A 20,241-nucleotide genomic window follows, 5' to 3' on the forward strand; every position below is an offset into this window, starting at 1 on the left:
GCGTGGATATAATAGTTAAAATGGTTACTTCGGCACAATTTATTAGCAGCATAGTCATCATCTTAGTCACCATCATTGCGACGCTCGTCATAGAGCATACGCATAAGCTCTATGTCAAAAAGACCAACAATACGGTGCAGATGAACGCGATAGTCAGATCGACGTTTAGACTCATGAAAACCGTAACATGGATAATTGCAGCATTGGCGGTGCTCGAAGTAAATAATATACGTGTTACATCCATTGTCGCCGGTGTTGGTGTTGCTGGTGCAGTCTTCGGCATGGCGATGCAAGACGTGTTCAAGGATGTGCTGATGGGCATGCATATAATTAATGACAAAGCTTTTAAAGTCGGTGATGTTATTAAGATTGATGACGATGAAGGTATAGTCACGCTGTTCACACTTCAGACCACGCAGTATACGAGCCTAAATACTGGAGACAATGTCACTATCTGTAACAGAAATATCACTAAAGTGGGTATAACTAATGGTGTATACGATATAGATATCGGCCTCAGATACGATGAAGATCCGGAGCATGTCAGGGAGGTTCTGACGGACTGCGCTAAAAAGATCAAAGCGATTAAGGGTATTAAGAATTCTGAGTACCTAGCTGTTCAGAGCTTCGATGCAACGTCGGCAATATATAGAATCAGATATTGGTGTAAACCGAAGGACAAGTGGGTAACGAGAAGAGCCGCTATGGGTGTGCTGCAGAAGTGCCTGCTTGAATCGGATATCGTGCTTCCTTATAGTCAGCTCGATGTACATGTAAAAGATTCTGACGTTAAGTAAAATCATATCAGTTACAATAATTATAATTTAATATCCACAAGTTAATTAATATTCAAAAGACTCCTCTTGACGCATTTGCGATGAGAGGAGTCTTTTGTGAATGCAAAATTAACTGTTCTAAGAATATAAACTGGAAACCAGTGTACGCGATAAAGTGCAAATTTTTCACATCGGTTTATCGTTGAAATTTCAATGGTTTTAGCGGATATTAGTGAAATATCACAAAAATATATGATAATTTTGTTTAAATTACAAAAAATGGTGTTATAATACAGCATATTAAATTTCTAGATTTAATGTAACCATTGGGGTTAAAGGATTATAAGATTTTTATAGCTTTGCAATAAATTGTGAAACAAAGTTCAAATGCAGGACATTATGCTCCGCTACATAATCCAGCTAGCACGTTAAATGAGGGTACAATTCCTTACGGTATGGCGGCGATGGTCGCGACAGCGATTAGATATTTAAACGGAGACTGTAGCGCATAATGCGTAATATACTGCAGTTCATGAAAGTTTATAGAGCTGATTACAGCTTTGTAATATAGGCATTACAGTCAGGGGTTAGGGCTGTTGCCAAACAGATTAATTTATAGGATGTTATTTTTTTAGAAAACAGAAAGGACTAGAGAAACATGGTATTTTATAATGCACTATTAGCATTCGCGTTGATGGCTATCTGTTATGCCGTTGGTGAGTGGATTGCAACAGCTACCAAGGCTTGGGTACCATCCGTATTCGCATCAGCAATCCTGTATCTATTCGGATACTGGACTTTCTTCCCTAAGACAATAGGCACAGATTCTGGACTCGTTCCATTTGCAGCGACAGTAGCTATGATGCTACTTATCGTACATATTGGTACAATTATCAGCGTTAAGCATCTGCTGGAGCAGTGGAAGACTATCGTTGTATGTCTGGCTGGTCTCGCAGGTATGGTGCTGTTCAGCTGGTATCTTGCACCGTTGTTCATGGACAAGACTTTGATGATTGCTGGTCTACCTCCACTAACTGGCGGAATCGTTGCCGCTACAACTATGCAGATGGCTGCTCATGCAAAAGGCTTAGAGGTAGCTGCTACATTTGCAGTAACAATTTACTGCGTACAGGGATTTGCAGGTTATCCACTTACAGCAATCATGCTCCACAAATATGGAAACAAGGAGCTTGCTAAGCTCAGAAGCGGAGAAATTGTTCTCACAGAAGAGCAGAAGGAAGCTAACAAGCAGATCGGAATGACGGTTGTAAACGATGATTCTAAGGTTAAGAAGCTCCTTCCAAGAGTTCCAGATAAGTACAATACGCCAGTATTCATGCTTTGCAAGCTAGGTCTAGTTGCATGGTTCGCATCGCTCGCAGGACAGCTAAAGTTCGGTAACGTTGCAATTTCACCAGCAATATGGGCTCTCGTATTCGGTGTAATCTTCTGTGCGGTAGGATTCCTAGATACAAACATTTTGAACAGAGCAAATTCATACTGGATCAGTATGTTTGCACTTATGATGATTGTGTTCGATGGACTTAAGAATCTAACCCCAGCAATGCTTAAGTCAATCATAGGACCGATGGTTTTACTCATCGTTATAGGTGTTATAGGTATGGCTGTATTCTCGTTCATCATCGCAAAAGTATTTAAGATGTCATTCTATCTTGCTTTTGCAAATGGCTTGACAGCACTTTATGGATTCCCAGCAGACGCGATTATCTCTGAGTCTACATGTGAGGCTCTATCTGATGATCCAGATGAGGTTAACTATCTCATGAGCAAGATTTTCCCATCTATGATTGTTGGTGGATTCACTACAGTAACTATCACATCTGTATTCTTGGCTGGTATATTCGCTACACTTCTATAAGTGAGAATAGGCTTAACTAAGAAAACAATATTTGGGCCGCAAAAGCGGCCTGATGTTATCTCAGGCTGTGAGAACATTAATAGGCTAGAAAAGGCCTGCCAGGGTACAACAGGTATACAATAATCTTTTTTAACATATAGGGGGTAATACCATGGGTATGAAAGAAGTTGCAGAAAAATATTCCGACTATCAAGTTGAGATGAGACGTTGGTTTCATAACAACGCCGAAGTGAGTGAAAAAGAATATGAGACAGCAAAAAAAATCAGAGAAGAACTCGATAAGATGGGTGTTGAATGGGAGCATTGCGGTCTTGAGACTTCGACTTTAGCGACAATCAAAGGTGCGAAGCCAGGTAAGACTGTACTGCTCAGAGGAGATATTGACGCCCTATCAGTAACCGAGGAGACAGGACTTCCTTTTGCATCCAAGACAAAGGGAGTTATGCATGCGTGTGGCCATGACTGCCACATCTCAATGCTACTTACAGCAGCACACATTCTAAATGATATGAAGGATGAGCTCTGCGGAACAGTTAAGCTCGCATGGCAATCGTCTGAAGAAGTTGCAACTGGTGCTAAAGCCATGGTAGAAGATGGTGCACTAGAAGGTGTAGATGCATGCTTTGCTATGCATGTTTGGGGTAATGTTCCAGCTGGTCACATCAGCTGCGATGCAGGACCAAGAATGGGTGCTGCTAGAATGTTTGAAATCGATGTTCAGGGCAACTCTGGACACGGAGCTCAGCCGGATCTAGCTGTTGATGCTATCGTCGCTGGCTCCGCAATTGTCGGAAGTCTTCAGACTATCGTTTCAAGAAAACTCGCACCTGCTGAACCAGCAGTAGTTACAGTTGGAACATTTAATGCAGGTGAGAGATGGAATGTAATCGCAGGATCCGCTAAGCTTACAGGTACTACTAGATGCTTCAGTTATGATGTGTTCAATAAGTTCCCTGAGTACGTAGAGCAGGTCGCAACGGATACAGCTAAGGCTTACGGATGCACAGCTGAGGTTAGAGATACACTCCTCGTACCACCAACTGTCAACGACGAGGGTATGTCAGCGCTTGCTAGAGCTGTGGCACAGGATGTAATTGGAGAGGAAGCTCCTATACACGTTCCGCCAACAGCTGGAGGTGAGGATTTCGCTTACTTCATGGAAAAGGTTCCAGGATGTGTGCTACTACTCGGTGTTGCAGATGAGGATTCTGGTGCTTGTTATGTTCAGCATCACAGCAAGTTCACTGTATATGAGCCTGAGCTTATAAGGGGTGCTCAGATTTACGCTAAGGTTGCTATGGACTTTAATGCAGGTAGAGAAGTTTAGAGCTCATAAATTGGTTAAAGGCAAGTATGAATTAGGGTGACAATAGAGCCTAATAGCAAGGTGATTATTTGGTACTAATATAAGGTTAGATACAAATACATAGAATATGAATAAAAAATGGTTAGATGCTAACCAACAAGCAAAAAGCACTGTAGCCCATGGGCTACAGTGCTTTTTCAATTGCATAAAGTGGTGCGCCCGAGCGGATTCGAACCGCTGACCATTTCATTCGGAGTGAACTACTCTATCCCCTGAGCTACGGGCGCGCATAATCCCCTAATTTATACGGCTTTTACGTTAGCAAATATGTAGAATATTATAGCAGAAAATGATATAATATGCGACATTGTAGTGTGTAAAAACGCACACATTAATTCTACAGAACCGCTGAAATTTAAGCGTGTTAGACGGCATGTGCAAGGTGCTGATCAATGAGCATGCCTAACTATATGTTACGAAATAGGGGACTAAGATGGGAAACACGTTATATCTGATAAGACATGGTGATACAGAGGGAACGCTTAAGGATCTGTTTTACGGAAGCACTGATTTGCCTCTCGCTGAGCAAGGTGTACAGCAGATCAAGACACTATGTGATAAGGGGGCATATCCTGAAGCGGACGGGGCTAAGCTCTATACATCTGGAATGCTGAGAACTGAGCAGACATTTGAGCACATATACGGGGACATTGATCACGAAATTATTTCTGATCTCAGAGAGGTTGGAGTTGGCATATTTGAGATGAAGACAATGGATGAGGTTCTCCAGCATGATGAGGCTAGAGCTTGGCTTGAGGGTGAGAAGGAGTACATGGATTTTCCTGAAGGTGAGACTAATGATGGATTTATTGAACGCGTATCCCGTGGTCTTGAAGTGTTAAAAAGCGATTTAAAGTACTCGGATGTTATAGGAGTGTTCCATGGGGCCGTTATATTTACATGCATGGAGATGATGTTCCCATCCGTAAAAGAGAAAGCGTGGCACTGGACTCCAAGCCCTGCGAGCGGCTATGCAATAACTTTTGATGGTTTAAAGCCTGTCAAATACAGAAAAATAGGATAAAAAATCGGTTCTCAAAATCGGTTCTCTATAATGAAGTGAACCCCAAAAGTTAGACTTTTTTAGCGTAGCAGTTTGTGTGGCTGCTGCGCTATTTTTATACAGCCAAGAGCCTAAGTCTGTATTGCACCGAACTTAACCATCCTAATTGATTCTTTAATTTACAGACTTTTTGTCATACGCTCATTGAATATTCTTTTGTTAGTGGATTTTGTGGTAAAAACCATTCTAACGGACTCAATCGCTCTTTTCTACCTTTGAGGTCTCACATCTATTGTAAAGCAACATAACAGATTTTCCATTAACCTTAGACATGGAATCTTTTGTAATACCCATAGTAGTCTGAATCTGACTCATGGAACCTTCAAAGTTGGCAGCTGTTTTAACTGATGCAGAACCAAGACCAGCAACCGCTGATGAAATAACAGTTACCTTCTTTCCTATATTTGTAATTCCGTTACCTATATTCTCGAGCTTTCCACCAACCTCACCAATTTTAGTTAGTGTCTGATTGGTTTTAGATGCCTGAGATTTAAGACGTTTTAATTAAGCTTCAGTTTCTGTAATTTCTCTTTGTAATGCGTCGTACTGTGATTGTGTTATCTCGCCTCTCTGTAACTATTTATTTGCCTGTTCGGCTGCCGCCTTTAAAGTTACAAGCTTTTCCTTTGTTTCTCCAATAGCCTGAGTTAAAATCTTTTGTTTTTGAGCAAGAAGGTTTGTGTTTGTTGAATCAAGCTTAAGAAGTCGTTCCACATCTTTTAATGCTGATTGAGTATTCTTAATTTGACCATTAACGCCCTTAAGTGCAGTTTGTATCTTGGTAGTATCACCGCCAATTTCTACAGTGATACTTTTGATTCTGTTTGCCATTGGCATCTACCTCCTTAAAATTTTGCATAATAAAAGCTCGGATTTCTCCGAGCTAGTTGTATTTAATTTCGAAGTTCTCGTTCCAAAGAATAATCTTCGTTATATTTGAACTTTCTTTAATGAATTGGATGAAAAATTTGACTTCTGCACTATTTTTATCATGTCCATCTTCCCATTCTAATCTATATTCGTATGGATAATAAACTGTACCTGGACTTATTGGCTTTTTAGCACAAGTTTCAAAAATTTGAAACTCTTTTTTCTTATGGGGTTCAAGAGTAATTTTTTGTGCATCATTCATTGCTCCAGATAAAGATATATTTCTTGCTGTTTTTAATGAAAGATTTTCGATTGAGCAATATATTGTAATATTTTCAATACTAAGATTTCCATCTTTTGTACAAATTTCATAAGAATTGTTATCTGAATTTCCATTTTGCAATATATTATCAATCTTTATATTAAAGTAGCATCCATCTCTACTTAATGATTTTTTTGAAAATACATTTGCCTTCTTTGCTTCGTCGTTGGCTTTCTTTGCAATAGAGTTTGCTCGTATCGCAAAAAACAATGCTAACGCAGATAATACAAGTGTAAGCATCTCATTCCAATACGTTTTAACAAATTCAATTATCTCTTCCATAATAAGTTTCTCCTTTCTGTTCAGATAGGAAAATTATGCAAGATTTTTAAATAAAAATCAATTTATCAGAACTTATCAAAGTCCTCTTGCGTTACTAGATCATCATACTTCACTGAATCATTTCCTTTTTCTATACAGATATCCATAACCATTCCAATGGTCAAATAATCCATATCTCTAATGGAAATGCCTATCTCTAGACAACGCAAGATAAACAAGGGAGTTGTCATCTCCATGCTACTATGTTTAAGTTTTTTTAGAGTCAATATCAGTAATAAGATTTGGTCCCCATAAAGCCAAAATCTCAGGAAGTACCTCATAAATTGAGAATAGTTCAAGCTGATCAAGCTAATCATTGATATCATTTGGAATTGTACTATCTGCATGATATGCCGTGATGCAAGCCACACTTTCGAAGATTTCAAGATCATCAATTGCGAACTCTTCACCATCTTCTTTACTTACATTAAAAGAACTTTCAAGCTTTGCTAAATCCTTAAAAATATCTCCCTTGAATTTTGCACGATAAAGACGTGGCACCGTTGCAGAAGAACGAAATGCCACTTCTTTATCACCAATCTTAATCACTTTTTTAAGCATAATTATTTTCCTACTATAGAAGCTGAAGAAGCAAAACTTGTCTTCTCAATCGGAACAGAAACAGACTTGTACCAATCATTGTACGTAGCATCAGAGGTCGTATCTCCCGTTCTACTCTTTACAAGACCATCTTCTCTAGGATCTGCTGTAAGAGAAAGTTTCTCCTTTCCAGGTTCAATAGACCTTCTCTTGTCTCTGATTCAATAGAAGGACGAGATGCAGTACAGTTATATAAAACGTGACGAATGCCTCTTACATCACCATCAAATTCAAATAACAAAGTAAACTTTTCCATTGATGTTACATTCGAACTCTCAATAAGAACACCATTCTTATCCAACTCTTCTTTAAGAATCTCAGTTCTAAACCACTCAGGAATCAAAGCAAGTTCCAAATCACCGCTGTATCCATTGTTTGAAGTTGAACGGAAATAAACGATACCATCCGCATAAAAAGGATTAGAACCACCTTATGCATCCAAGCTAATACTAACTGCACCAGGAATAGCTTTAGGTGTTTCATATGAGAATGTACCATCTGCCTTTTTTGTAAGCTTAGCAGCATGAACATTCTTCAAATTATATTTAATCTTATTAGCCATAACTTAAGCCTCCATTTCAAATGAATATAGGACTTTATAAATCTTTTCACTTTCAATCCACGTCTCTGTTCGGTCATAAAAAATGCCGTACTTATCAAGCACGGATTCCACTTTACTTTCTACCGACAAGTCCTTGAAATCGGTATAAAGTTCAATATGTATTTCATTTATCTTTTCATATACTCTTCCATTAGCTGAGAAGTTACCAGTCCCTGGATTAAGATAACAGATAAATGGTGGGTTTGGACTTTCTCCTTCTGCAAAATGATCATATGTATAAGGAATGCACATTTCATTTAATATTTCTAAAATCTTATCCATCTTTAACCTCTCAATGCCTTTTTCATCTCAGATTCCAACATCGCAATTGCTGATTGTTCAGCATCTGCAATATGAGGTCTAGCAGCAACTCTTCCACCACCACGTTTCGCATGACCATGTTCCAATTGATGAGCCAACTTATATCTATTCTTTGAATGAACAGTAGCGACAGTCTATAAATATCATATAACAAGATGGAAAGGTATTCTTATAGTATTAAAGTTAAAAAAGGTATCAGATGTATATGCCTAGGATAAAAAACAAGCCTTAAAACGCATTATACCTCTTAATACGAAAAAAGGAGAATGAAAGTTATGAATGACAGAGAAAGAAGACTGTAATATTTTCTGTTATATCTATATAGGCAAGGGTATATTAGATATAATAAAAGTAATTATACTGATAGGAGTTGCATTTTATGAACGGTAATGATCAAATAGAAAACAATGAAACTACAGATGATAAAAGTGATAGTGGGGAAAGTATAAAAAATTTATCTAATGTAAAAGAATATTTAAAATATATATCGGTATTTTCAGCATTTCCTTATGGAATAGCAATGGTCATTAAAAATATATACTCATTTTATTATTCTATTCAAGCAGAACAGTTTTATGGAATACCACGTAAATACTTTTATGAAAATGTATTAGGAGATGTTAATATTTCTATAATATTAGTTTTGCTATTTATTCTAATGCTTCTTTCACCAATTATTATTAAAAAATGGTTGAAGAGCAGACTATCGCTTTTAGGCGCTGTTGCATACTCAGCGATGATATCAATTTCAATTCTTGAGATGCTTTTACTTACTGTAATACAGATTCTTGATAGTTTTAAATTAGACTATATCAATAATTCAAAGCCGTTTGGTATAGGTATTTTAATATTTATATTTTGTTTTACGGGACTTTCTTTTTACATGTATATAAAGTTATTTACAAGTGGAGATAGTAAACTTATTGACAATACTGATATAGAAAAACAAGAAATTCAAAAAACAGAAAAAGTGCATGTTATCTTTGCCTTTATATTTACAATTTTGTTGGGGGCAATTCTTTTATTATTCTTTTTAAATATCAAACTTCCTTCCAACACGAAGAGTTACGAGGTTGTACTGGAGGAAAATAATTTTAAAAAAATTGTGGTTGTAGACTATAAAGATTTTTATATTTTGATGGATATAAAAGAGATTAAGAAAGTTAAGCTGGCAAATAATGAAGAAGGCAATAAATTAATTTTTAAGAAGTATTATTATGAATTAAAGCAAAAAGAAAATAATAAAATTATCTATGCTAATTTCAAACAAGTTGAAGGACAGGAATAATTGATATTTAGTTACAAATAAAGAGGTACATCTCGCTCTGCGAGAGAGCTTTTTTCGTTGTTTCATCACTTATCTACAGTTTAATGTAGTATAATTAATCGGATACACAGATATAGGAGAGTGAATCAAGTTAAATGACACCATACATTATAAGTATTGTGATTTTGCTCGTGTTATCGGGCGTTTTTTCCGCCACTGAGACGGCGTTCACTTCGGTGAGTAAGATAAAGATGAAGAATCTGGCGAGCGATGACAACGAGAGTGCTAAGCTCGTGCTGGAGATAACGGAGAACTTCGATAAGTTTCTCACCACGATTTTGATAGGAAACAATATTGCCAATATCGCGACGACTTCAATAGCCACGGTTATGTTCATCAAGCTATATGGTCACTACGGAGCGACTATTTCTACCGTTGTTGTGACGGTTTTGGTTTTGGTGTTCGGGGAGATATCACCTAAGAATATTGCCAAGGATAAGGCGGAAGGGCTATCTCTATTCATGGCACCGGCTGTAAAAGTCATGATGTTCCTATTTACACCGCTCAACTGGGTGTTTGGTGTATGGAAGAAGCTAGTTGATAAGGTTTTCAAGATTTCGCCTGAGCAGGTTTACACAGAGGATGAACTCAAGACAATTGTCGAGGAGGCCAAGACTGGCGGGAGCATCGAAGAATCGCAGAGCGAACTTATCACCAATGCAATCGAGTTCGCTGACTTAGAAGCAATAGACATAATCACACCTCGAATAGATATTATCGCTATCGAGCTCGGTTCACCTATCGATGAGATAGCTAAGCTTTTCAAAGATACAGGTCTTTCGAGACTCCCGGTGTTCGAAGATGATCTCGACAATATCATCGGAATTCTCAATCAGAAGGACTTCCATAACTATGTAGTGGGCGAGGGCAAGAGCGTAAACCTCTATGTAAAGCCGGTTGCATACGTAGCTGAATCGATTAAAGCATCGGTACTTCTCAAGAAGATGCAGGCAAAGGCAACTCACATGGCGATTATCGTCGATGAATATGGTGGCACTACAGGCCTCGTAACTATGGAGGATATCATCGAAGAGCTAGTCGGAAAGATATATGACGAGCATGATACCGTCGAGATGAGAGAGGTGACAGACTTAATAGACGGTTCATATTCTGTAGCTGGAGGAACTAATGTTGAAAAATTCTTTGAACTGCAGGGTGAAGATATAGACATAGATGCGACGACGGTAAATGGTTGGGCGATGATTGAGCTCGACCGCATCCCAAAGGTTGGAGATACATTCGAGTATGAATCGAAACACAAGCTTTTCAAGGTCAGAGTCACAAGAGCGGATGCTAAGAGAGCACTTAGACTTCATATTCGCGTCGAAGACAAGCCGAACGAAGACGAGGATGACAACTAAGATACTTAGTTAAGACAATTCGTATTAAAAATCATATATAAAGTATTATCGAGAAGGAAGGGAGCCACGTAAATGGGTTTAGTAGAAAAGATATTTGGAGACCTCAACAAGAGAGAGGTCAAGAAGATAGAGAAAATCGTAGATGTGATTGAATCTTACGATGAACAGATGCAGAAGCTCACTGATGAGGAGCTTCGTGCTAAGACAGAGGAGTTCAAGAGGCGGCTTGGAACTATCAGAGAAGATGGAGATGAAGGTCCGTTTGAGACTGTAGATGACATTTTGCCAGAGGCATTTGCTGTGTGCCGTGAGGGTGCGGTTAGAAGTCTAGGTATGAAGCATTTCCGCGTGCAGCTAATAGGTGGTGTGGTACTTCATCAAGGAAGAATCGCTGAGATGAAGACTGGTGAAGGTAAGACCCTCGTGGCTACGCTCGCTGCATATCTGAATGCGCTCACTGGCAAGGGGGTCCATGTAGTCACCGTAAATGATTACCTCGCAAAGCGAGATGCTGACTGGATGGGAAAGCTATATACATTCCTTGGACTTACAGTTGGCTGTGTTATCAATTCTCTTGAGGGAGATGACCGCAAGGCTGCGTATTTGGCAGATATCACATACGGCACGAACAATGAGTTCGGTTTTGACTATCTGCGCGATAATATGGTTACTTATCAGGAAGAACTAACTCAGCGTGAGCTTAATTTTGCCATCGTCGATGAGGTGGACTCAATCCTCGTCGATGAAGCTCGTACTCCACTTATCATCTCCGGTAAAGGTGTTGATTCAAGCGATATGTATCGCACTGCAAATGTATTCGTCAAAACTCTCATCCGTGACACTACGAGCGATGAGGAAGAGGGTGAGAACGGAGTGCATGGGGATTACACGGTGGATGAGAAGGACAAGCAGGTTGCCCTTAATGAGACCGGCATAAAGGCTGCTGAGGAGTATTTCGGCATCGAGAACTTCTCAGATCCAGATAATATGGAGCTTAACCACTATGTAAATCAGGCTCTGCATGCTAATTATCTCATGAAGCGCGATGTGGACTATATCGTTAAGGATGGTGAGATTCTCATCGTCGATGAGTTTACTGGGCGTCTGATGTACGGTAGACGTTTCTCAAACGGATTGCACCAGGCTATCGAAGCTAAGGAAGGCGTATCAGTAAGATCAGAGTCTAAGACTCTCGCGACAATTACGCTCCAAAACTACTTCCGTATGTACAAGAAACTATCTGGTATGACGGGTACTGCCAAGACAGAGGAAGATGAATTTAGAGATATCTACAATATGGACGTAGTTGTTATTCCGACTAACAAGCCTATTGCGAGAACAGACCTAGACGACTCCGTGTATGCTCGTCAGACTGGCAAATACAAAGCTATCGTCGATAGAGTTGCGGAAGCACATGAGACAGGTCAGCCCGTTCTCGTAGGTACTATTTCTATTGAGATTTCTGAGCTAATCAGTGAGATGCTCAAAAAGAAAGGCATAAAGCACAGCGTACTCAATGCTAAGCATCATGAAAAGGAAGCAGAGATCGTAGCTGAAGCAGGCCGTAAGGGTGCTGTTACAATCGCTACCAACATGGCTGGTCGTGGTACAGATATCATACTTGGCGGAAATCCAGACTTTGAAGCTAGGCGCGAGATGAAGAAGCTAGAGTATACTCCTGAGCAGATTGCATTCGCAACAGGTTTTGAAAAGTCTGATGACGAAGAACTAAATGCCGCTAGAGAGAAATATCAGGAACTACTGAAGCAGTTTGCTGCTGAGAGAAAGGACGAGCAAGAGGAAGTAAGAGAGCTCGGGGGGCTCTGCATTATCGGTACGGAGAGACACGAATCAAGACGTATTGATAACCAGCTACGTGGACGTTCTGGACGTCAGGGAGACCCTGGTGTTACACAGTTCTTCATTTCACTTGAGGATGACCTGATGAGACTATTCGGCGGAGAGAAGATGCAGAGAATTGTCGAGACTGTTGGCCTTAGCGACGAAGATGCACTTGAAGCAAAGGTGCTTTCGAGAAGAATTGAAACCGCTCAGAAGAAGATCGAGGGAAAGAACTTCGGTATTCGTAAGTATGTCCTTCAGTACGACGACGTTATGAACAGACAGAGATCGCAGATATATGAGCAGCGTAAAATGGTACTCGACGGCGAGAATCTGCGTGACTATATAATGGGAATGGTGGAAGAGCTAGTAAATGGCATAGTTGCACCGATTACCATGGAGACTCGTTTCTCAGAGGACTGGGATATGGACGAGATATTCTACGGATGTGAGCAGATTACTCCTGCCTTTAAGGGTAGACTCAGCTACACTGATGAGGAGCTGAGAGATCTCGATGAGGATAAGCTTCGCGAGGACATCATGAATGTCTTTGAGGAGATATACCGCGAGAAGGAAGAGGAAGTTGGCATCGAACATATGCGCGAAGTTGAGCGCATGATTATGCTCAGAGTTGTTGATAACCGCTGGATGGATCACATAGATGCGATGGAACAGCTCAAGAACGGAATTGGACTTCGCGGATACGGACAGCAGGATCCTGCTGTTGCTTATGCAAAAGAAGGCTTCGGCATGTTTGAGGAGATGATTGCGGATATCCGTGAGGAGACTGTAAAATACTGCTTCAATGTAACCGTTGAGACCCGAACTGAGCGCCGTACAGTTTCAAGGGATGAGGTTGAACGCAAGGAAGAGTATTATGATGAGGATATCGCAGCTGCTCATGGGGACGAACAGCAGTATCGCGATAACGGAGAACATGTTCAGGAACCGGTTCACCGCGACAGCCCTAAGATAGGTAGAAATGATCCATGCCCTTGCGGATCTGGCAAGAAGTACAAGAATTGCTGCGGAAAGTTTCAATAAGGAAACCCGATATAATTAGCAATGTATGATGTGAGTTCTGCAGTGAGAGCAGGGCTATAGAGTTTAGCTCAATTGATGCGCGATGCTGCTTACTGCGGCTACGCGCATATGTCATAGATGAGAGGAATTACTATGATTGAATTGGATGAGATAAGACAGGCTTTACCGAACGAACTAGCAAAGCTTAAGGAGATTGGAGACTATCTTTGACCCAGATAGTCTTAGAAATAATATAGCGAGCATGGAGCAGGAGATGCTTAAGCCTGGTTTCTGGGACGCTCCTGATGATGCACAGAAACTGATGAAGAGGAAAAAGCATCTCGAAAGTGAGCTCGAGCGGTATGAAGGTCTACTCAAGGGATTTAATGATATATCTGAGATGATTGAGCTAGCTGAGGAGTACGAGGATTACTCTGAAGCCAAGAATATAATCAAGGAATACAAGAGGCTATGTGAGGAGATGGAAGATCTTGAGCTCAGCAGACTCCTGACCGGTAAATACGATGATAAGGATGCGATCCTCAGCATTCATGCTGGTACTGGTGGAGTGGATGCTATGGATTGGGCTGAGATGCTGATGAGGATGTATCTAAGGTATGCAGATCAGCACGGTTTCAAGACGGATGTCGTTGACATACAGAATGATACGCTAGCTGGTATTAAGAGCTGCACAATCGTCGTCAGCGGAATCAATGCATATGGATATTTACGCAGTGAGGCGGGTGTGCATAGACTCGTGCGCATATCACCGTTTAACTCTGCGGGCAAGAGACAGACTTCATTTGCTGCGGTTGAAGTCGTTCCAGACCTTGGGGATAGCGTTGAGGTTAATATCGATCCTAAGGATCTCAAGATTGATAAGTATAGGAGCTCCGGTGCTGGTGGCCAGCACGTCAATACTACGGATTCTGCCATTCGCATAACGCACCTCCCTACAAACATAGTTGTAACGTGCCAGAATGAACGCTCTCAGCTATACAATAAGGAGATGGCGATGAAGATATTGGCTTCGAGGCTCCAGCAGTTAGCTGAAGCAGAGCACAAGGAAAACCTTAATGAACTAAAGGGCGACATGAGTCAGGTAACTTGGGGTGCGCAGATTAGGTCATATGTGTTTCAACCTTATACGATGGTGAAGGACCATAGAACCAATGCAGAGGTTGGCAATATAAATGCTGTAATGGATGGTGAGCTTGACGAATTTATCAAGGCCAAGCTAACGCAGGAAGCGAAGGAGAGAAACATATAATGAAGAAATACATAGTGTTTGATTTCGATGGAACGCTCCTCGATACCGATCAACTTATCGTCGATTCGTGGCAGGCGGTTTTTAAGAGATTTAGAGGCAAGGAAGCGGATGAAAACCTCATACTTTCAACCTTTGGCGAGACTGTAGCTAATACGACAAAAGAGCTTTTTGCAGACGAAGATGCAGATGAAGTTTTAGCGGTATACCGAGGATATCAGGCGGAGCACAGCAAGGGAGCCTATAAATTATACCCAGGCATAGAGGAACTCCTCGGCGAGCTTAAAAGACGTGGCTACTCATTATCTATCGTTACTTCAAGGCTTGGAAATACAGCGATGCAGTATCTAGGAGAGATGGGTATTAAGGATAATTTCGATGTCATCATCACAGCGGATGATGTCACTAGTCATAAGCCAGAGCCAGGTCCGCTTCTTGAAGCACTAAGGCGGCTCGGAGCAAAGCGTGAAGAGGCAATAATGATAGGTGATACGAGATTTGACATTGGCTGCTCTATCAATGCCGGAGTAGACAGCATACTGGTCTGCTGGGGGCGTAGAGGCGGTAACGTTCCGCTGGGCGGAATAGAGCCTATGTACAGAATAAGCAAACCTGAGGAGTTATTTGAAATAATCGAGGGATAAGATGCTGAACCTATTTATGGCACGAGAGTGCATGAACAAGGAGAAGTTCATATACGAAAATATAAAAGGCAAGACGTATGTATTGGTTCCGAACCAGTACACCCTTGTCGCGGAAGAACAGGCACTTAAGTACACCGGTAGTGCCTGTCTTCTTGATATTGAAATTCTTTCATTAAATAGATTAGGTCAGAGGATAATGGCAGAGCACGGTAAGGAGAATATCGAAATTCTCGACAAGTATGGTCGCCATATGCTTCTGTACAAGATTATAAAGTCGCACAAAGATGAGCTTGAAGTATTTAAAGCTTCAGCTGAACAGAGCGGATTTATAGATATGGTCAATGACTTCATCGCTGATTTCAAGCAGCAAGACTGCTCACTAGATGAACTCAAATATGCAATCGATTCAGATAGTAACAGTGAGCTGCTTTCACACAAGCTGCATGAATTGATGCTTATAATCGATGAATATGAGTCAGAGCTAAAAGGTAGATACATAGATTCTGAAGACTATATCTCGATGTATGTATCGTTAATCGGAGAGTCGACGCTACTTGAAAATCATTCGGTATGGGTGTATGGATTTGATACTCTTGCGCCCAAGTCGATGGATGCTCTAATTGAGATGGCAAAGCGTGTAGATGTCAATATTATGGTCAATATCAGTGACTTTGATCTAGACACCATCCTGATAGCAGCGCTGACATCTAGGGCGGATTCGGCGGGTGTAGCGATATCAAAGGAATATGTGCCTGATGAATATAGAGCATATGGTAGAGAGACGCTCGACTATTTGGAGGAGAACTTATTTAGGACTGTATTAAGCTCGAGAGAGTCCGTAATGAAGGTGCCGGATGAAGACACGATAAATGATGAAGTAAGACTTGTTGAGTGCGCAAACCCTTTCTATGAAGCGGAGAGTGCCGCCTCATATATATATGAGCTAATTCGCGATAAAGGATACAGGATGAATGATATTGCAGTAATCTGTAATGATGATTCATCTAGGAAACCCATAATCCGCAGAACTTTTGAGGAGTATGGGATTCCACTTTTTGTCGATTCCAGAAGGACAATTACTGATTCGATGGCTGCGAGATTTATAGTGAGCCTTCTAGAGTTTGTGCTTCAAGGGTATAGGACTTCAGCTCTGTTCGTAATGCTCAAGACTGAACTTACGAGTATTGAGAGAGAAGATATCGAAATGCTGGAGAATTATGCGCGTAATTACAAGATACGTGGTAATATGTGGACTAGAGCATTTAAGTACGGGCATTTCGAGTATACTGAAGAAGAATTCGAAAGGCTTGAGAGCACGAGAAACTACATAATGGAGCAAGTTGCGAAGCTTCGTGAGATAGCGGAGAGTTCAGGGACAGTTGCTGAATTCGTGTTTGATTTGATTAAAATCTTGGAAGAGGAATGGGAGCTGCCAAGCAGATTGCAGGCTGTATCTGAAGCTCAGGCTGAAGAGGGATATAACGAGGAGGCGCAGAATACCGCCCAGAGCTATGAGGCTTGCGTCAAGATTCTGGAACAATTAGCAGCCGTTTTGGGCGATGAAACCTTTGATAAAACTAGGTCCGAAGAGATATTGCAGCTCTACAAAAAAGGTCTTGAATCCGTTGACATCGGAATTATTCCACCTGCACTGGACGGAATAATTATGGGATCTATGATTAGGACAAGACCAGGATCGCTTAAAGCGATGGTTGTTCTTGCAGCCAATGAAGGTGTACTTCCCATGGAGCCTGCTTCGGAGGGGATTTTCTCTGTAGATGAAAAGGAATTTTTTAAGGAGCACAATTTCCCTATTGGTCATCTTGATGAACTAAAGATGACTGAGGAAAACGTGGCTATGTATAGGCTAATTTCAAAGCCGTACGAGAGATTATACATGAGCTGGTCGCTTTCTGATTCGGAGGGGCAGGACTGTAAACCATCTTCGCTTGTTGATGCGTTCAGGTCGGCGCTGCCATCAATCAAGATCCACAACGATGTCATCTCAAGTGGATTAGACATAAATGTCATAAATAATCCAAAGACAGCTATGCGCCACTTGCTCAACTATCTGAAGGGTAGGCGGTCACTAGAGCATCTAGCAGATGAGAAAAAAGCTAAGATGATTACTGATTCGATAATTGCTTGGTATCGAAAAAATGATCCGGAGACATTCGATGCAGCCATGAATGCCGCGAGAGATGATAACTCTGCGGAGCCTATTTCCAGTGTTATGGCGGAGCGGTTGTTCGCTAGGCCTCACGGTGACTTCTCATTCTCACCGACTAGAATCGAGAGCTTTAATCACTGCCCGTTCAAGCATTTTGTATCATATGGTTTAAGACCCAGAGAAGATCGTGAGTTTAGCGGTTCCTCTCGTGAGATAGGGGATATATACCACGAATGCATCATGAGGGTCTCCAAGAAACTAGAGACTGAAGAGCTTTGGGCTAGTATTACCGATGAAGAGATTAGGAATCTTGTGAGAGCTACGCTCGAGGAAATCGCTGGTGACTATAGGGATGGTCTCTTTGCCTCCGATGGTCGTGAGCAGTATAGACTTGAGAGAGTCGCAAGGGTTTGTTCGCGTGTAGCAGGAAACCTCGCAGAACAGATTAGACTAGGTAAGGTCGAGAAGTCCTATTTTGAAGAGGAATTTAAGAGAGGCAAGCTTTTTGCACCTATTGAACTCGAGATTGGTGGTAAGAAGATTTTTATCGAGGGTAAAATCGATAGGGTTGACGTGTTTGAAGGTGGCGATATAAGAATAATCGACTACAAGACCGGGTCAGATAAGGTTGATATAGAGCAGATGAGGTGTGGATATAAGATGCAGCTCATGGTGTACATGCAGGGGGCGAAGTCTGAAGAAAGGAAGCCTGCTGGTGTGTTCTACTACAATATCAAGGATGTTTCGGTGAATGTAGAAGGTTCGAAGGATGCTTCTGAGGTGGTGGATAGCGAGCTTAAGAAAGACTTGATTTTAAATGGACTATGTATCGATGAAAAAGATGTCATAGAAGAGATGCCAAGCTCTCTACTCGGCAATAAGAAGATGATCATAACCCGTGATTTGTTCGAGAGTATAGAACAGGACGTATGCCAGTCGATTCAAGATATCAGTGAGCATATTGTCGCTGGAGATGTGAGCATATCTCCAACAAAAAAACGAACGTCAAGTGACACTAAAGGAGAATGCACATACTGCAGCTACAATTCAATCTGCAGATTTGATGTAACGTATAGAGGAAACAAGTATAGGGAAGTAGATGGGTAAATTAAAGATAGCATCTATCGGTAGCAGTAGCTCCGGTAATGCGTATATCATCTCAGATGGAAATACGAGATTGTTGCTAGATGTTGGTCTCACAGCAAAGCGAATCAAAGAGGGGCTTGCTGAGTGCAGACTCGGTGCGGAGGATATTCAAGGCGTATTTGTCACACATGAACATACCGATCACGTAAAAAGCATAAGGGCAATTGCAAAAGCTTGTACGAATGCGAAAGTATATACATCTCGAGGAACGATATACAACTGTGATAAGTTTGAATATGTAAAGTCAGAGCAGCTAGAGTGTATGGCAGCACAGGATGTGGTCAGAATTGGGGATATATGTGTTAAGGCGTTTTCCCTTTCTCACGATGCAAGTGAGCCAATAGGGTTTAGCTTTACTGAGGACGGAGAACAGCTATCTGTTGCAACTGATACAGGGATAGTTACGGATGAAATTGCTGAAGAACTTGCTAGTGCAAACACTCTCGTGTTCGAAGCGAATCATGAGGAGAGCATTCTACAGATGGGAGATTACCCATATTCGCTAAAGCGCCGTATCCTAGGGGAACACGGTCACCTTTCCAATGTGACAAGTGGGATTGCTCTTGCGAGGGGGCTACTTGCGCGAAAAGAAGCTGGTCTTCCGAGCCCCACGCAGCGAATAATGCTCGCACACTTGAGCACTCACAACAACACGCCGGATACTGCGTTGCTGACTGTTAAGAATATTTTAAATGAGAATGATCTGCGTCAAGGGAATGATTTTACACTAACGGTGGCGGCAAAGGACAAGTTAACGACGCTATAAGGTTTAAATAGTAAAATCAAAGGAATTTAAATGAAGATTAGAATAATTTGTATAGGAAAGCTAAAAGAGAAATACTGGACTTCTGCTGCATCTGAATACAGCAAGCGAATATCAGGATATGCGAATATTGAGATTGTAGAACTCAAGGAGAGCAGGCTTCCTTCAAACCCATCTGAAGCCGATGAAAATTCTGTGCTCATCCGCGAAGGGCAGAACATCCTAAGCAAGATAAAGGAAAGCGACCATGTGATTGCTATGGAAATAGAAGGTGAACAGATTGATTCAGTAGAGTTAGCTAAGAAAATTCAGGGTGCATTTGATACAAAGTCTTCTACCATAGACTTTGTAATCGGTGGTAGCCTTGGACTCTCAGATGAAGTGAAAAAAAGGGCGGACTACGGGTTATCGTTTTCAAAGATGACATTCCCGCACCAGATGGCGAGGATTATGCTTCTCGAGCAGATATACAGAGCTTTTAAGATTAACAGTGGAGAGACATACCATAAGTGATTGTATCCACGCATGTGATTGTATCGAATAATCCAATCAATGTTCATGTAATGATGCATTTAGCGC

General features: G+C 41.1%; 19 protein-coding genes and 1 tRNA gene. 12 read left to right on the plus strand and 8 right to left on the minus strand.

Translation table 11 applies throughout. The features are described from left to right. Nucleotides 1–2: 2 nt before the first annotated feature. The 3 genes from Q7O90_RS00450 to Q7O90_RS00460 all read left to right on the plus strand — a co-directional run bounded on the left by Q7O90_RS00450 (nt 3) and on the right by Q7O90_RS00460 (nt 3,982). The gene (locus Q7O90_RS00450) at nt 3–797 is read left to right on the plus strand and encodes a mechanosensitive ion channel family protein (protein ID WP_304126188.1); all 795 of its coding nucleotides are present in this window, start codon (nt 3–5) and stop codon (nt 795–797) included. A gap of 637 nt (nt 798–1,434) precedes the next feature. Beyond that, nucleotides 1,435–2,655: a hypothetical protein gene (locus Q7O90_RS00455; protein ID WP_304126189.1), complete on the plus strand. Its 1,221-nt coding sequence runs from the start codon at nt 1,435–1,437 to the stop codon at nt 2,653–2,655. 151 nt (nt 2,656–2,806) lie between these two features. Next, nucleotides 2,807–3,982 carry an amidohydrolase gene (locus Q7O90_RS00460; protein ID WP_304126190.1) on the plus strand — a complete coding sequence of 392 codons (1,176 nt, stop codon included), beginning with the start codon at nt 2,807–2,809 and terminating at the stop codon, nt 3,980–3,982. A gap of 190 nt (nt 3,983–4,172) precedes the next feature. On the opposite strand, the gene Q7O90_RS00465 is transcribed toward Q7O90_RS00460, so the two are convergent. Continuing rightward, nucleotides 4,173–4,248 (minus strand) — tRNA-Arg (locus Q7O90_RS00465). 206 nt (nt 4,249–4,454) lie between these two features. On the opposite strand from Q7O90_RS00465, the gene Q7O90_RS00470 reads away from it, so the two are divergent. After that, nucleotides 4,455–5,045, plus strand: a complete 591-nt coding sequence (locus Q7O90_RS00470) for a histidine phosphatase family protein (protein WP_304126191.1) — start codon at nt 4,455–4,457, stop codon at nt 5,043–5,045. Nucleotides 5,046–5,660: 615 nt separating this feature from the next. Here the strand turns inward: Q7O90_RS00470 and Q7O90_RS08145 are convergent. The 7 genes from Q7O90_RS08145 to Q7O90_RS00500 all read right to left on the minus strand — a co-directional run bounded on the left by Q7O90_RS08145 (nt 5,661) and on the right by Q7O90_RS00500 (nt 8,217). Continuing rightward, nucleotides 5,661–5,915 carry a hypothetical protein gene (locus Q7O90_RS08145; RefSeq protein ID WP_330667011.1) on the minus strand — a complete coding sequence of 85 codons (255 nt, stop codon included), beginning with the start codon at nt 5,913–5,915 and terminating at the stop codon, nt 5,661–5,663. 52 nt (nt 5,916–5,967) lie between these two features. Then, nucleotides 5,968–6,558 carry a hypothetical protein gene (locus Q7O90_RS00480; protein ID WP_304126192.1) on the minus strand — a complete coding sequence of 197 codons (591 nt, stop codon included), beginning with the start codon at nt 6,556–6,558 and terminating at the stop codon, nt 5,968–5,970. Nucleotides 6,559–6,906: 348 nt separating this feature from the next. Next, nucleotides 6,907–7,158 (minus strand): hypothetical protein, encoded by a 252-nt coding sequence (locus tag Q7O90_RS00485; protein ID WP_330667012.1) that lies wholly within the window; start codon nt 7,156–7,158, stop codon nt 6,907–6,909. Between the two features lie 118 nt (nt 7,159–7,276). Beyond that, complete coding sequence (locus tag Q7O90_RS08205) at nt 7,277–7,552, minus strand: major tail protein (protein WP_330667013.1); 276 nt, start codon at nt 7,550–7,552, stop codon at nt 7,277–7,279. Between the two features lie 75 nt (nt 7,553–7,627). Then, the gene (locus tag Q7O90_RS08210) at nt 7,628–7,759 is read right to left on the minus strand and encodes a hypothetical protein (protein ID WP_330667014.1); all 132 of its coding nucleotides are present in this window, start codon (nt 7,757–7,759) and stop codon (nt 7,628–7,630) included. A gap of 3 nt (nt 7,760–7,762) precedes the next feature. Further along, nucleotides 7,763–8,080, minus strand: coding sequence for a hypothetical protein (locus Q7O90_RS00495; protein ID WP_304126193.1), 318 nt, complete (start codon nt 8,078–8,080; stop codon nt 7,763–7,765). Nucleotides 8,081–8,082: 2 nt separating this feature from the next. Continuing rightward, a complete protein-coding gene (locus tag Q7O90_RS00500; protein ID WP_330667015.1) occupies nt 8,083–8,217 on the minus strand; it encodes a hypothetical protein in 135 nt (44 codons plus the stop codon). Nucleotides 8,218–8,498: 281 nt separating this feature from the next. Here Q7O90_RS00500 and Q7O90_RS00505 point away from each other — a divergent pair, with 281 nt between their 5' ends. The 8 genes from Q7O90_RS00505 (at nt 8,499) to rlmH (ending at nt 20,175) form a co-directional block, all read left to right on the plus strand. Beyond that, nucleotides 8,499–9,407 carry a hypothetical protein gene (locus tag Q7O90_RS00505; protein ID WP_304126194.1) on the plus strand — a complete coding sequence of 303 codons (909 nt, stop codon included), beginning with the start codon at nt 8,499–8,501 and terminating at the stop codon, nt 9,405–9,407. Nucleotides 9,408–9,541: 134 nt separating this feature from the next. After that, entirely contained in the window at nt 9,542–10,807 is a 1,266-nt protein-coding gene (locus Q7O90_RS00510; RefSeq protein ID WP_304126195.1) for a hemolysin family protein, read from the plus strand. Between the two features lie 72 nt (nt 10,808–10,879). Continuing rightward, on the plus strand, nt 10,880–13,693 hold the full coding sequence (gene secA, locus Q7O90_RS00515; RefSeq protein WP_304126196.1) for a preprotein translocase subunit SecA: 2,814 nt from the start codon (nt 10,880–10,882) through the stop codon (nt 13,691–13,693). Between the two features lie 132 nt (nt 13,694–13,825). Further along, nucleotides 13,826–14,942, plus strand: a protein-coding gene (prfB, locus tag Q7O90_RS00520; RefSeq protein WP_245905549.1) for a peptide chain release factor 2 whose coding sequence is annotated in 2 segments (ribosomal slippage) — nt 13,826–13,891 and nt 13,893–14,942 — 1,116 coding nt in all. Because the reading frame shifts where the segments join, the coding sequence is not laid out codon by codon here. Beyond that, nucleotides 14,942–15,583 (plus strand): HAD family hydrolase, encoded by a 642-nt coding sequence (locus Q7O90_RS00525; protein WP_273066910.1) that lies wholly within the window; start codon nt 14,942–14,944, stop codon nt 15,581–15,583. Before prfB ends, Q7O90_RS00525 begins: the two co-directional genes overlap by 1 nt. 1 nt (nt 15,584) lies before the next feature. Next, nucleotides 15,585–18,860: a PD-(D/E)XK nuclease family protein gene (locus tag Q7O90_RS00530; RefSeq protein WP_304126197.1), complete on the plus strand. Its 3,276-nt coding sequence runs from the start codon at nt 15,585–15,587 to the stop codon at nt 18,858–18,860. Beyond that, nucleotides 18,853–19,665 (plus strand): MBL fold metallo-hydrolase, encoded by an 813-nt coding sequence (locus Q7O90_RS00535; RefSeq protein WP_304126198.1) that lies wholly within the window; start codon nt 18,853–18,855, stop codon nt 19,663–19,665. The genes Q7O90_RS00530 and Q7O90_RS00535 overlap by 8 nt, the downstream gene beginning before the upstream one ends. A gap of 30 nt (nt 19,666–19,695) precedes the next feature. After that, nucleotides 19,696–20,175, plus strand: a complete 480-nt coding sequence (gene rlmH / locus Q7O90_RS00540; protein ID WP_304126199.1) for a 23S rRNA (pseudouridine(1915)-N(3))-methyltransferase RlmH — start codon at nt 19,696–19,698, stop codon at nt 20,173–20,175. The last annotated feature ends 66 nt before the right edge of the window (nt 20,176–20,241 follow it).

Origin of the sequence: Mogibacterium diversum (assembly GCF_938028775.1) — a bacterium.
GTDB lineage: Bacteria > Bacillota > Clostridia > Peptostreptococcales > Anaerovoracaceae > Mogibacterium > Mogibacterium diversum_A.